The organism is Paenibacillus sp. HGF5 (genome assembly GCF_000204455.1).
GTDB classification, from domain to species: Bacteria; Bacillota; Bacilli; order Paenibacillales; family Paenibacillaceae; genus Paenibacillus_AQ; species Paenibacillus_AQ lautus_A.
In genome coordinates, this window is record NZ_AEXS01000153.1 from 40,829 (window position 1) to 54,088 (window position 13,260).

The window sequence follows — 13,260 nt, forward strand, 5'->3', positions numbered from 1 at the left end:
TTAATACTGGGGATATGTACTGAAGTCTGGCGGAAAATACGCGCACCAACAAAGGCATCATGCCCAGCCTGATCGCTTTTTTATCCGAGATGGATATGCACTGCAAAATTGCCGGAGCTAAGCCAGGCCGAATTCCCCTGAGATGAACACCAAATTGATGTAGGTATCTCCGTAAAAAAGCACTCTTCTTTCAGGCGAAGCTGCCGTTAAGAAGAGTGCTTTTTTTAGTTAAGCTACGTCCGTCTTATCTACGTTACGGAACGAGAGATAAGCAATCAGGAGACCGATAACTCCCAAGATCAACGGTATCGTAATATTTGTGCTAAGCGAAAGGCCCTGGGTGTTGTTGCTGACTAAGACCACGATAATGATCGAGGATACGATCGTTGTCGGTACGGATTTTTTTCGCATCCCGAAGAATAAAGGAATGAGGCTGAGGCACGCTGCTGACAATGTTTGGATCAACAATTGGATCCCCGTATGCAGTAGTACGTCGGCCTCCGGTTTTCCCGGAATAAACTGAAAATGGCTGTTCAGAGCCAGAATGGATATACAGATAATAAAAGTCGAGATGAGCATCGCTCCAAACGTAAGAGCCAGAGCCAGCAGCATTTTCGCCATGATCAGTTTTTTACGCTCGACCGGGTACGTAAACAATAAGCTGATCGTTTTATTTTTGTATTCCTCAATAATAAATCTGCTTAGCAAGACTGAAGCAAACACGATAAATATCGCACGGCAAAGTAGCCCCGCTATCGATAACGCATCGACGAAACTCGCGAATGCAGGACCTCCGCCCCTCTCCGTGTAGGCTATATCGGCGAGACTCCCGAATGCAGGATCTCCGCCCCCCTCCGTGTAGGCTATAAGACACATGAAACCGGCGCATAGGATCGTTGCAATAACCGCCCCTCTGTAAAACCAGGCTAACTTCTGCTTTTTCATCTCCATACGGATCAGCTTAAGCATACTGCTCACCTCCGCTAATCTGATGCATAAAATACTCCTCAAGCGAAGTATGCTTATGGTTTATCGATTCAATCGCCACATCATTCAGTACCAGCGCCTTGGTCAATTCCTGCTGCGTAAATTTGGACTCGTAAATGCGTATGGCTGAATCACCGACGATTTTGAAATTGCTGACTTTCAACTGATCTTCCAGTACAAATAAAGCTTGTTTGCATTGTGGGGTCACAATTTCGATATAATCTGTGTTTTCGCTGCGCATCTCATCCATAGACACTTCACGGATAAATTTACCGCCCTGAAGAATGCCGATCGTATCTGCAACTTGTTCGATCTCACCCAGCAAATGGCTGGAGACCAGCAGCGTCATCCGGTACTCCTTGCTCAACATGCTCAGCAAACTTCTAAAATCCTTAATCCCGACCGGATCAAGTCCATTGATTGGTTCATCCAGAATGAGCAGCTCGGGTTTGGTTATAATGGCGCGGGCCATGCCCAGGCGCTGCTTCATGCCAAGCGAAAATTCGGATACCGATTTGCCTTGGATGGAAGTTAGATTAACCATCTCAAGTGCCTCGTTAATTGAATGTTTGTTATAATAACCCATATATTCCGCATGCATCTCCAGATTTTCAATCGCCGTCATTTTATCGTAAAAAATCGGATACTCGATGATGCTGCCAATGCGTTTAAACATTTCAACCGATGAAGGCGTAAGCTTCTCTCCGAATATTTCAATTTCACCGCTGGTTGGTTTGACCAGATTCAGCATCATTTTCATTAGCGTTGTTTTACCGGCTCCGTTTGGACCGAGCAGTCCGTAAATCTGCCCCTGCTTGATATTCATACTGACGTCAGAGACAACATCTTTGCCTTTATAGGTTTTGCTGACATGGCGGGTACTGATGACATAACTCATTATATTTGCCCCTCTCACTTATCTCTTGATCATAGTATAACCGCCAACATTTTCATATTTCTTGCGCAATTCTTACGAATCTCTTAAGTGTAGAAAGCGTCTCGATTATAAACAATCATATCACATGGAATAAAAAAGACCGGTTCACTCACAACCCGTCAGATTAATGTGCCGACACGTTCGTTTAAGAGATTTCTCATGGTCTCCCAATACGGTGGGATCGTTCCCAAGAACGAGAATCAAACAGAAAACCCTCTGACGCCAGCCATTGTAGCGTGACATCAGAGGGTTATTTCAGCTTCGTAAGAATCGATCCCGTCTCCTACGCTACTTTCGCTTTTTGTCTAGCACTAATATGATGTTAAGAAGCCGCGCTACGATAGCTTCTTTAACGAAATCGTGAAAACGGTCCGTTCATACGGCTTGCTTGCGACGCGAATTTCCCCACCCATCAGCTCGATCAGTCTTTTCGTAATCGTCAGACCCAAACCGCTGCCCTGGAATCTTTTATTCCTTGAATCCTCCAGCGTATACATCCGCTCGAAAATAAGCTCCTGATCCCGTTCATGAATACCTTTGCCTTTGTCCCAAATGTCGATAAGCACCCGGCCCTGCTCATCCCGCAGCTTCATGCCGATCACCTTGCCCTGTGAACCATAACGGATCGCATTGCTCAGCACATTGTTTAATGCGCGGTTTAGCCCTTCTTCATTGCCCCATGCATAAAGCGGTGTTTCCGGAATATCGATGTCTGCCCGCAACCCTTCGGATTCGATCAGATCATAAAACATCAGCATGCTGTTTCTGGAAATTTCATTGATATGTATGCGGGTCAGGGGCATCTCCTTATCCCCCGATTCCAGCTTGGCCAGGTCAAAAAAACGGTTGATCAACTCTACGATCTCTACAGTCTTCGTATGCACCTTATCCAGTAGCCGCTCCCTTTCCTCCATTGGCAAGTCGGCCTTCTGGTTCAACGTTTCGATATAACCGAGCACCACGGTAAGCGGCGTCTTCAAATCATGCGATATGTTTGCCAACATCCGGCGCATCGCGATTTCTGTACGCATAAATCCTGTCTCGGACTGCCTGGTTTGCAAAAGCAAGTGATTGATGGCAATCAACAGTCTACGATATCCTGGATCCTCCGTAAAAAGCAGCAGCTGCTCCTGCGAGGACGAATCGCCAATCTTATTCAGTTTATCGATGATGTAGCCGAGCTGCTTAGCTCTTTTTTTCCGACCCATCCACTGCATCACATTCAGCAACGCCAACATGATCACAACAATCAGCAGAACGGCAACCACTAAAATTCCCCCAAACGGTAGCCGATGCCCCACAGCGTTTTGATGTACTGCGGATCGGAGGGCTGATCTTCAATTTTATCGCGCAAACGGCTCATATGCACATTAATGACATTTTCATCGCCGAAATAGTCGTCATTCCAGACGGATGTGAAAATGTGCTGCTTGGTGAATACCTTTTTCGGATTCGTCATAAACAGCTTTAAGATTTGCAGCTCTTTGGCCGTCAGCTTGATCTCCTGGCCGTTCTTGGTCACGGTCAAATGATCCAGATCCATCTCTAGTTCATGGACCCGGATGATTTTATTTTGCTCCGTTGGGGGTGCTATTACATAAGCCGTCACGCGGCGGATAGCGGCCTTCACTCTCGCCGTCAGCTCAACCATCGAAAAAGGTTTCGTAATATAGTCATCCGCGCCAAAACCAAGGCCGAGCGCCTTGTCCACTTCCCCATCCTTTGCGGATACGATCAGTACCGGCACATGGCTTTTCTCCCTGATTTTTTTAAGAAAATCCATACCGCTGATCTTGGGCAGCATCATATCCAGCAGTACGAGGTCATAATCTCGTTCGGCAAACCGCTCGAGCGCCTCCTCTCCGTCTTTGGCAAGCACCACCTGAAAACCTTCCATCGTCAAATAGCTCTCTACCATTTCGCCAATCGAGCTGTCATCCTCTACAAGAAGTATGTTCGAAGCCACGTCATTCACGCCTTTCTTTTTACGTCCATAACTCTAATATACTGGAAACAACGGCCCCAAGGTATATTCAGATTCATCTTCAAATAACCGCTCAAACTAAAATAACCCCACAAACTGATCTGTTGCAGCCTTGCGTACCGCCGAGTGTCGCATGAAGCACGTGTACAAAAATACAAATCGAAGGCTGTATGACCCGCATCTTTTAAATGTGAGGGATGCACAATGGACGCTATTTTAGAACGTTGTTGCGGTCTGGACGTTCATCAAGCTACGGTTGTCGCTTGTGTTTTAACCGGCCCCTTTGAATCAAAAGTCGAATCAAGCAGTTAAAACGTTTGGAACGACTACAAACGAACTGTGTCAGCTGCGGGATTGGCTTCAGTCTCACCAGGTTTCCCATGTTGCCATGGAAAGCACCGGGGTACTTTGGATTCCCGCGTGGAACATTCTGAAGGGGAGTTTCCAGCTTGTTCGCCCTTAATGACCGGACTGGTGCGTCTTCGGTTGCTCCTGCGCATGCGCGCTGCCGGATAAATTGAGCAGCACGACCCCTGCGATGATCAGCAGAATCGAGAATACCTTGAGCCCGTTAATCTGCTCCGCAAAGAACATGTAACCGATCAGCGTAATGATCATGATGCCGAGTCCCGACCAGATCGCATAAGCCACGGATATTTCAATCTGCTTCAGGCTCAATGTCAGGAAGCTCAAGCTGCAAATATAGAACACGACCAGCAGCACGCTTGGCAGCGGTTTGCTGAATCCTTCCGACAGCTTCATGTTGAGCGTGCCCGCCACCTCGAACAGAATAGCCAAACTTAGATAGACCCAATGCATAAACTCAAGACCCCTTCCGTTTCTCAGCGGCAATGCCGAACAATAAAATATCCATGACGGACTGCAGCAGCTCCCCCAGCGGCAGTTGATGCTTCACCGTCGCCCTCGAATCGTAAATCTGATGGAGCGACCCGAGGTACAGGTCGATGAACAGCGGCATATGAATCCGCTTGATGCTGCCTTCGGCCATGCCCTGCTCCATCAGCTCGGTGACAATGCCCCATTCTTCTCGGAAAAAGGTGTCCAGCTTCTCCCACTGCGGATAATGCGACCGCTTCAGATCCGGCAGCATCCCCAAATCCATCTTCTCCATCTCCTGAGGCAGGCAGATCAGGATCTGATGGATTTTCTCCAGAACGGTAAGCGTCTCATCCGCCGCAATTTCGCGTTCGCGCTGCTGGATGTGACGAATCATCCCGTCAATGATATGCTCAACGATTTCTTCCTTGGATGAAAAATGCTCATATATCGTCCGTTTGCTAATCGCAAGGCCACGGGCCAGATCACTGACCGTAAACGTAAACCCCTGCCGCTGAATCAAGCGGATCGTTTCATTCAATATTCGCTCGCGCAAGTGACCAAACCCTCCTAATGGTACCAAAAATACTTTATTGGTACCATTAGTATTATATCGCCTCAATCAGCATAAAATCCAGAGTTATCAACAAAAAAGAGCCTGCTTACAAGCCGTAAGCAGACTCTTTTCCGGAGAACAACGGTTTAATCAAACCGCACGTCGCCAATGCCGAACCAGGGAAAGTATCCGGCCGCCATATAGGCGCAGCAGGCGGCGGCTGCCAGTAAACCGATGACCAGAAGATCGTAGCGGGAATATCGTGACGGGTAATAATACGTTCGGGCCTTCGCCCGTTCCCCGTCAAATTGCTTCGCCTCCATCGCCGCAGCTACCCGGTGTGCCCGGCGGATGCTTTGCGCCAGGAGCGGCACCACATACATGCCTGCACGGTTCACCATGCCGCGAACTCCCCGAATCGGGCGGACTCCCCGTACCTTCAAGGCCTGGCGGCGGATCACATATTCCTCCCACACCATGGGCAGCAGCCGGATCGAGGCCATGAAGCTGTAAGCATACTTCGGCGCAAGCCTCAACTTCTGCATCAGGCTGTAGAACAAATCCACCGAGGACGTTGTCGTGACGAGCAGCAGCCCCTCCGATGCAAAGGCAATCCCCTTAAAGCCCAGATGCAGCCCACGGTAGAAGCTTTCTTCCGATACCCGGAACAACCCCCATTCCCACCAGATCGTCTCCCCCTTACCGAACAGCATCATGGAAGAGGCGGACGATATGAAGGCAAGCAGAAACGGAATGAAGAACAACATCATCTTCCACGGCTTCACCCCGCTGAGCACCACGAGGCAAATCATAAAGATAAAGGCCTGATACATGACAAAATCAAGATCATGGGTCAGCACCGTCATAAAAAACAGCGCACAGATCAGTCCCAGCTTCACCACCGGATTCGCCCGGTGCAGCCAAGTGATCCGCACAGGATTCCATATATTCATGCGTTCACCCCCGTATGGAGATGACCGGATGCTGCCAGCGTATCCCGCGAAGCATCGGCGTGATTCGCTTCGCCCGTCTCCCGTCCGAATTCCGTCCCGCTACACCAGCGCGGGGAAGGCAAACTTGACGTCAACCGCCCTTCCCGAATCTCCCAAATGTGCGTGGCCGCCCGCTCCGCGATCTCCATTTCATGGGTCACCATGAGAATGGCGGTTCCGGCGCGGCGCAGCCGTTCGCACATCTCCAGAATTGCGAACGTGTTCCGCGCATCCTGTCCGAAGGTCGGTTCATCCAGAAGCAGGACGGCCGGCTGTCTTGCCATGGCCGTAGCAACGCTCAGCCGGCGCTTCTGGCCTGTCGACAGCTGGTACGGGTGCCTGTTATCCATGCCGTCCAGCCCAAAGCGTTCCAGGCAGCGGTCGGCCCGTGCCTTCGCTTCATCCGGCGGCATATGGTCCACCAGCAGCGAGTACATCACCTCATCGCCGATACGTTCCGTCAGAAACTGAAGCTCCGGATTCTGAAACACGAATCCGATTTGGCGCAGCTGCCGCTCTCTCTTTTTCTTCACCTTCCTGCTCTTGCCCTGGATGACCTCCTCCCCGCAGAGCACATAGGTCCCTTCGGCGCGCAGGAGCCCCATCAAACTGAGCAGCAGCGAGCTTTTGCCTGCGCCGTTCGGACCGATCACCGCAATGAACTCTCCGGGGTATACCTCAGCCGAAGGAAGGGAGATGACCGGTTTATCCCATCGCAGTCCCCGGAAATCATCTAACCGAATGACAGGCTCCCCAAGGTGGTCGTACGATGAGTCTGCCTCATGCGTGAGACTTCCCAGCTCATCGCCTGGCGCGTCTACCGGAGCAAACAGCTCCCGTCCTGCCCGAGACTCCGCATAATCCTCCCATACGCCGGGATACCAGATGCCATACGCCTGAAGCTCGCGCGCATATTCGGCGAATATCGCTGCCGGCGGGCCATCGCCCAGAATGGCGCCATCCGGGGTGAACAGCACCACGCGGTCCACGTATTGAGCCATTTCTTCAATCCGGTGCTCCACGATAATCAGCGTACGCCCTTCCGATACGGCCTTCACCGCAGACCAGATTTGCTCCCTGCCTTCCGGGTCGAGCAGCGCGGACGGCTCATCAAGGAACAGCACCTCCGGCTCCAGCAGAAGGGCCGAAGCCAGCGAAAGCCTCTGCTTCATCCCCTGCGACAGATGACTGATCGGCATATGCAGCTCCTGAAGGTCAAGCCCTACCTCATGCAGGACGGCTTGCATTCGCTCCTTCATCTCGTCGCGGGGAACGCTGAGGTTCTCCAGCACGAAGGCCAGCTCTTCATCCACGTACGGCATGCAGAACTGGGTATCCGGATCTTGGAATACATATCCCCAAGAGCGAGGCACCAGCTGAGCTTCGCATTTCATCGGCACCTCCGTGGCGCGGGGAATCATCCCGCTAAGCACCTGAAGCAGCGTGGATTTGCCGCAGCCGCTCGGACCGAGCAGCAGCACCTTCTCCCCCCGGGCAGCCGAGAAGGACAAGTCCTTAAACATCAAACGCTCCTCGCCCGGATACTTCAGGCGCAATCCCTCCACGTGCACGGCCTGCTCCGTAACCGCCTCGGCGGTTGAAGCCGAAACCCAGCGGGCGGCGGTTTTAGACATGGCGCGGATCATCCAGTGCTTCGTAATCCTTCTTGGACGCGGGGCGCAGCAGCGATGTGACGCCCGTACGGTCGAGCGCTTTGGCCAGCAGCAGCATGAGCAAGCCGGCAATGACGGCGCCGCTGAGGATCCGCATGCCATACTTGGCCAGGAACATCCAGGTCTGCAGATCATCGGTATAGCTGTAATAGAAGTCCATCACCATCGAGCCGACCGCCGCGCCGGCCCCGGCAATCGCCACCGTCCACGCCGAGGTGCTCCGGTAACGGAACGCCGCGAATACCAATTCCGCGCCCAGCCCTTGAATGAGGCCGTACAGCAGCAGCGTCAGTCCCCAGCCGCTGCCGAACAGAACTTCCACGTGGGCCGCCGCCACCTCCGCGATGATAGCCACTCCCGGCTTGCGGATCAGCAGGTAAGCGAGCGTGGCCGCTGCGAACCACATGCCGTATAACAGTTCATCCGCTTCGAAGAACAGCGGTTTCAGCAGATTGTAAACCGATCCCCAGAAGTGATAAATGACGCCGAGCACAAGCGATACCAGCACCGTCACCAAAATATCGCTTAAACGCAGCCCTTTTCTAGGCTGTACCCCCAATTTCTCTCGCACTGACGTTCCCATAACAACACATTCCCCTCTCCACCGCTATTTTTGTATGAACACAACAAAAAACCGTCTGGAAAAACGCGCAGACGGAAAAATAGGCCCTATGTAGGCAGGGTCGGATATTCTCTACGCTGGCATTACCCAGTTCAGATTAACGGTCAACAGCGGATAGCAGCTGCAATCTCAGCCTGATTCACTCAAGCCCCCGTATTCCCTATTCGGTTTCATGTTAATCTTAAAATACACATTCGTTCCCCAATTAGCAAGAACCTTTTTTCAAAAATGGCTATTTATTGATTTCCGGCTCATTCTATGTCAATATCAGAGTGATTGGCTTTTCCACCAACGTTTTATTGCCGACACCTATGCACAAAGGAGAATGACATGGCTAAACAATTGCTGCGTCTGATGACCGAGCTGTCCTCCCGCAAGTGGCTGTCCCGCATTATGGGGCATTGTTCCCACAGCCGGCTGAGCCGTCATCTAATACCTGCATTTATACGAATCTACCAAATCCCGGCGCATGAAGCGGAGAAGGAGATCCACGAATACCGTTCGCTGAACGAATTCTTTTCCCGCCGGTTAAAAATAGGCCTGCGCGCCATAGACGACACCGCCGATGCCATGGTAAGCCCCGTCGATGCCACGATTTCGGCGATGTGCACCGTCAACGCCGGCACCATTCTCAGCGTCAAGGGACAGGATTATACCCTGAGCGAGCTGCTCGCCAAGTCACCGAGAATGGAGAATTACATCAACGGTTATGCATTCGTATTGTATTTAAGCCCGACCGACTATCATCGCATACATTCCCCGGTAACCGGCATTCAAGCGGAAAGCGAGCATTTGAAGGGCCGGGTATACCCCGTGAACGATTTTGCGATGACCCATATCCGGAACGTGCTCAGCCGCAACGAGCGTCTCATTACCTATATTGCCCATGAATTCGGCGAAGTTGCGGTCGTGAAGGTCGGAGCCATGAACGTAAGCAGCATCCGTTATGCCGACGAGAGCGTGAAGAAATACGACATCGGCGACGAACTTGCGTACTTTGAATTCGGCTCTACCGTCGTGCTTTTGACGGAGAACGGCACGTTTACTCCGCGCGGCGACTTGGAGCCGGGCTCCAAGGTGAAGATGGGGGAACTGCTTGGTTTGCTGCACCCTTCCACAGCCCGAAAAGGGTAATTCCTTTCTCCTTCCAAGCACCGCGCTACAAACTCCATGAAACATTCGACGGATGAATGATTAATGCCGGCCCAGCATGCGGTAGCTGCATGAATGTTTACCGCCTGCTCAGCAGCCGGTAAATGATCCGCTGAAACAGCCGATCCGGCAGCACGCCCTTGATCCGCGCGGTCATCCGCGTGCCTCGGGGCAGCGTATAGCGGAACCTGGGCTTGGACATAGACGCGATTCTTGCCACAAGCCTGGCTACCTCCTGTGGATCCCCGCTTCCCTTGGCCGTCCGCTCGGAATAGTCCAGCACGCCCTTCAGCAGAGCGTTGTAGGGTGATCCTTCCTTAACCTTTAACTCCCCAAAGCTCTTATTCCAGATCGGCGTGCCGTAGGCACCGGGCTGGACCAGCACGACATCAATGCCAAAGGGCATCAGTTCCATGGACAGGCTCTCGCCGAACCCCTCCAGCGCAAATTTGGACGCCGCATAGGGACCATAACCCGGAAAGCCGACCCTGCCGCTAATGCTGCTCATGAGAATGATTTTGGACCGTCCGGACTTGCGCAGCAGCGGGAGCATATGCTGCGTCACCGATACGGTCCCGAAGAAATTCGTCTCCATCTGCTTTCGCCAGCCGCCCAGCGGCACTTCCTCCACCATGCCGCCCACCGCCTCGCCGGCGTTGTTCACCAGCACGTCCAAGCGGCCGAACTTCTGCTCCAGCGCCAAAGCAACAGCCTTGACCTGCTCCTCGGCACATATATCCAGTCGGAAGATGTGAATACGCCCGGTAACATCGGCTTGTTCAGCCTGAGCCAACAGCTCTGCCGCCGCCTCAGGTCTGCGAAGACCCGCGGCCACGTCATAACCTGCTTTTGCCAGCTCCAGACTGATCAGCAGTCCGAACCCGCTCGACGCGCCCGTGACCAGCGCAGCCTTCCCTGCTCTCCCCTTTACCACCGGATCACCGCCGGCTCCGCCAATGCCACTCTCTCCTTCACACCCGTCACCCTTCCTATTATCCAAAATGCCTAATCCGTTTCGAGCTCTGCTCTTAAGCGCTTTATGTATATTCCCAATATATCAAATTTTTGCAATGCAGTCTGGGTCCTGACCTATTAAATAAATCCCAATAAAAAAGGGAGCTTGTCAGCTCCCTTTTGCGTGTTTCCAGCGAAATGCGTATATGATAACGGGATTCAACGTCACCCGTATGTAGGCCAAGGTCCTTTAAAACCAAACGTCCTGATGATCCTGATTCGTTGTCTTCATGCGGCGCAAGCGATTTCTGAATATACCGCAGCCGCCACGACTGAAGAAACGTCCACGCACCCGTCTTCTTGGGCTCATTCCCCTCTCCCCCCTTCATAAAATGAAACTGTACGTCGTTTTTACCCTAAATCGCTTGCTATGAAACCCATGGGCCCCTTCCACCAAGCAGGTAAGTTATGGAAGGGTGGGGAATCACCGAATTTCGGATGGGCTCTTGCCCGTATACTGCTTGAATTGCCGGCTGAAAAAGAAAATATCCCGGTATCCCAGCGCGTCGGCCACTTCCGTTACGTTCATCCCTTGATGCAGCAGCAGATGCTGCGCCCGCTCGATCCGCATCTGAATGATATAGGATTGCACCGGCGTGCCGATCAGCTCCTTGAACTTGATCGAGAAGTAGCGGGGAGACAACCCCGCTCTGGCCGCCAAATCCTCGACCCGATGGGGAACCCCCGGGTGCTGGCGGACGTAATTCGCGATTTCATGGATCGCCTCGGACAGCTGATTGCTTGCTTTTTTGACCACCGGCGCATCCAGATCCGAGCGCAGCAGATGAATCATCAGCTGCTTCAGAATGAGCTGGCCCTCTTCCAGTGAACCATAGGGCTTGTCCAGATACAAACGCACATAGCGTGCAAGCAAATATTCGAAATCCATCGTTTCCGTCAGCTTGCGATAAGATGCCGGAATCTCTTCGACCGGGTCGGTCACGTCAAAATGGATATATGTCAATACGAGCGGCTTCTGCGGATTGTGCGTCGCGCTCGTATGATCTCCGGGTCGGAACAGGAAGCAGCTTCCCTTTCCCACGGTAAAGGGCTCGTCATTAAGCTCGACCGTGCCTTCGCCGCTCCATACATAGAACAAATCGTAGTTCTGCATGGGCCTTTCGCGTTTTTGCCATTTCCAGCCCGGCTCGCAAACGATTTTGGCAAGCGCAGGCATGATTATAAACGAAGACGGCGATGCATTCAGCATCTCGTCATAACCCCCTCATCTCATTCAAAAATTGACCTCTTTCCCATCATACCCGTTTTTTATGTTTTTTGCATGTCCCGCCATGCCTGCGCCATCCGGGCAACCCCTTCTTCGATGCTGGATATGCCGAGATGCGAGAAGCCGAAGCAGGCGGCAGGCAGCCCGGGCGTACGATGATAGGCAGCTGCATCCCGAAACATGACGCCGCGCTTGCGGGCAGCCTCCTGGAACAGGGCATACTCTTCCGCGGAACGCAGCCAGTTCGCGTAGACGTGCAGGCCGGCATCGCCGGGGTGAAGGCGAAACAAACCCGAGGCGTGGGCTTCCATCCCATGGCGAAGCGCCTCATACCGCGCGCCGTACAGCCGGGTCATTCTTCTGAGATGCCGCCCGTAACCTCCCCTTACAATAAAGCGGGCCAAGGCGCGCTGCTCCAATACGGCTGGCGAGATCGGCTCGTACAGAGCCTTGGCCTGAACGACCGCCTCAACCAGGCTCGGGGGAAGCAAGGCATAACCGATGCGGAGGCCGGTGAACATCGTTTTGGAGAATGAACCGACAAAGATGACGCGTCCCTCGTCGTCCAGCATTTTCAGAGGCTCGATCGGCTTGCCGCCCCAGCGGAATTCGCTGTCGTAATCATCCTCGATAATAAAGGCCTGGCGGCTTCGCGCCCAATTCAGCAGCACCCTTCTTCGCTCCAGCGGCAGCACCGCGCCCGTCGGGTATTGACGGCTGGGGCTTACGACAAGCAGGCCGGCGTCCCATTCGCACGGAATCAATCCGGCGTCGTCGACAGGGGACGGCAGCGGAATCCCGCCGCTCAAGCTTATGCCCCGGTGGATTCCCTGATAACCCGGATCCTCCATCACCACGTGATCGCCGGGATCAACCAGCAGCTGAAACATCAGGACAAGTCCCTGCATGGAACCGCTGAAAACCACGATATGCTCGGGATCCGCCTGTATGCCCCGCGTGAACCGAAGGTGTCCGGCTATCGCCCGGCGCAGTTCGATATCCCCTTCCGGCGGCGCTCCGTTCTGCAGCTCGGCTCCCCCGCTTCCGCCTGCATAGGATAACGCGCTCCGCCACTCCGAATAAGGGAAATCCTCCATGGGCATCCTCGCATTCGCGAAAGAGATCGTACCCGGGGGAGGCTCCTTCAGCAGCAGCTGTGCCGAGACGTATTCCCCGCTTTGGCTCATCAGGCGCTGCCCCCAAGCGGAGAGCGCCGGCGCACGCTCGGCCAATGGCGGCTGGTCTGCCGTGGCAGCGATCCCCTCGGCCACGTAAGTT

General features: G+C 53.2%; 13 protein-coding genes and 1 riboswitch. Of the genes, 1 reads left to right on the plus strand and 12 read right to left on the minus strand.

Going from position 1 to position 13,260, the window contains the following annotated elements:
* Positions 1–228: 228 nt before the first annotated feature.
* The 9 genes from HMPREF9412_RS25025 to HMPREF9412_RS25065 all read right to left on the minus strand — a co-directional run bounded on the left by HMPREF9412_RS25025 (position 229) and on the right by HMPREF9412_RS25065 (position 8,549).
* Positions 229–969: an ABC transporter permease gene (locus tag HMPREF9412_RS25025; protein WP_009594562.1), complete on the minus strand. Its 741-nt coding sequence runs from the start codon at positions 967–969 to the stop codon at positions 229–231.
* Positions 962–1,885 carry an ABC transporter ATP-binding protein gene (locus tag HMPREF9412_RS25030; RefSeq protein WP_009594612.1) on the minus strand — a complete coding sequence of 308 codons (924 nt, stop codon included), beginning with the start codon at positions 1,883–1,885 and terminating at the stop codon, positions 962–964. The genes HMPREF9412_RS25025 and HMPREF9412_RS25030 overlap by 8 nt, the downstream gene beginning before the upstream one ends.
* Positions 1,886–2,259: 374 nt before the next feature.
* Entirely contained in the window at positions 2,260–3,192 is a 933-nt protein-coding gene (locus HMPREF9412_RS25035; RefSeq protein WP_009594616.1) for a sensor histidine kinase, read from the minus strand.
* Positions 3,192–3,890: a response regulator transcription factor gene (locus HMPREF9412_RS25040; RefSeq protein ID WP_009594566.1), complete on the minus strand. Its 699-nt coding sequence runs from the start codon at positions 3,888–3,890 to the stop codon at positions 3,192–3,194. The genes HMPREF9412_RS25035 and HMPREF9412_RS25040 overlap by 1 nt, the downstream gene beginning before the upstream one ends.
* 477 nt (positions 3,891–4,367) lie before the next feature.
* Positions 4,368–4,727 (minus strand): DMT family transporter, encoded by a 360-nt coding sequence (locus tag HMPREF9412_RS25045; RefSeq protein ID WP_009594607.1) that lies wholly within the window; start codon positions 4,725–4,727, stop codon positions 4,368–4,370.
* Positions 4,728–4,731: 4 nt separating this feature from the next.
* Entirely contained in the window at positions 4,732–5,301 is a 570-nt protein-coding gene (locus HMPREF9412_RS25050) for a TetR/AcrR family transcriptional regulator (protein WP_009594579.1), read from the minus strand.
* Between the two features lie 146 nt (positions 5,302–5,447).
* Entirely contained in the window at positions 5,448–6,254 is an 807-nt protein-coding gene (locus HMPREF9412_RS25055) for an energy-coupling factor transporter transmembrane component T family protein (RefSeq protein WP_009594571.1), read from the minus strand.
* Positions 6,251–7,927, minus strand: coding sequence for an ABC transporter ATP-binding protein (locus HMPREF9412_RS25060; protein WP_009594606.1), 1,677 nt, complete (start codon positions 7,925–7,927; stop codon positions 6,251–6,253). The genes HMPREF9412_RS25055 and HMPREF9412_RS25060 overlap by 4 nt, the downstream gene beginning before the upstream one ends.
* Positions 7,920–8,549, minus strand: a complete 630-nt coding sequence (locus tag HMPREF9412_RS25065; RefSeq protein WP_009594569.1) for an ECF transporter S component — start codon at positions 8,547–8,549, stop codon at positions 7,920–7,922. Before HMPREF9412_RS25065 ends, HMPREF9412_RS25060 begins: the two co-directional genes overlap by 8 nt.
* A gap of 91 nt (positions 8,550–8,640) precedes the next feature.
* Positions 8,641–8,753, minus strand: a riboswitch (TPP riboswitch).
* A gap of 165 nt (positions 8,754–8,918) precedes the next feature.
* Between HMPREF9412_RS25065 and asd the strand changes: the two genes are divergently transcribed.
* Positions 8,919–9,722, plus strand: a complete 804-nt coding sequence (asd, locus tag HMPREF9412_RS25070; RefSeq protein ID WP_009594614.1) for an archaetidylserine decarboxylase — start codon at positions 8,919–8,921, stop codon at positions 9,720–9,722.
* Between the two features lie 97 nt (positions 9,723–9,819).
* Here the strand turns inward: asd and HMPREF9412_RS25075 are convergent, their stop codons facing one another.
* From HMPREF9412_RS25075 to HMPREF9412_RS25085, 3 genes are all read right to left on the minus strand, one after another.
* The gene (locus HMPREF9412_RS25075) at positions 9,820–10,674 is read right to left on the minus strand and encodes an SDR family oxidoreductase (protein ID WP_009594610.1); all 855 of its coding nucleotides are present in this window, start codon (positions 10,672–10,674) and stop codon (positions 9,820–9,822) included.
* Between the two features lie 504 nt (positions 10,675–11,178).
* On the minus strand, positions 11,179–11,964 hold the full coding sequence (locus HMPREF9412_RS25080; RefSeq protein ID WP_009594561.1) for a helix-turn-helix domain-containing protein: 786 nt from the start codon (positions 11,962–11,964) through the stop codon (positions 11,179–11,181).
* Positions 11,965–12,023: 59 nt separating this feature from the next.
* Positions 12,024–13,260, minus strand: a 1,237-nt coding sequence (locus HMPREF9412_RS25085; RefSeq protein WP_050802859.1) for an aminotransferase-like domain-containing protein, incomplete at its 5' end; no start/stop codon positions are given.

Coding starts and splice junctions, on each gene's coding strand:
- HMPREF9412_RS25055 (WP_009594571.1), bottom strand. CDS start 6,254: ATGAATATATGGAATCCTGTGCGGATCACTTGGCTGCACCGGGCGAAT.
- HMPREF9412_RS25065 (WP_009594569.1), bottom strand. CDS start 8,549: ATGGGAACGTCAGTGCGAGAGAAATTGGGGGTACAGCCTAGAAAAGGG.
- HMPREF9412_RS25025 (WP_009594562.1), bottom strand. CDS start 969: ATGCTTAAGCTGATCCGTATGGAGATGAAAAAGCAGAAGTTAGCCTGG.
- HMPREF9412_RS25045 (WP_009594607.1), bottom strand. CDS start 4,727: ATGCATTGGGTCTATCTAAGTTTGGCTATTCTGTTCGAGGTGGCGGGC.
- HMPREF9412_RS25080 (WP_009594561.1), bottom strand. CDS start 11,964: ATGCTGAATGCATCGCCGTCTTCGTTTATAATCATGCCTGCGCTTGCC.
- HMPREF9412_RS25030 (WP_009594612.1), bottom strand. CDS start 1,885: ATGAGTTATGTCATCAGTACCCGCCATGTCAGCAAAACCTATAAAGGC.
- asd (WP_009594614.1), top strand. CDS start 8,919: ATGGCTAAACAATTGCTGCGTCTGATGACCGAGCTGTCCTCCCGCAAG.
- HMPREF9412_RS25060 (WP_009594606.1), bottom strand. CDS start 7,927: ATGTCTAAAACCGCCGCCCGCTGGGTTTCGGCTTCAACCGCCGAGGCG.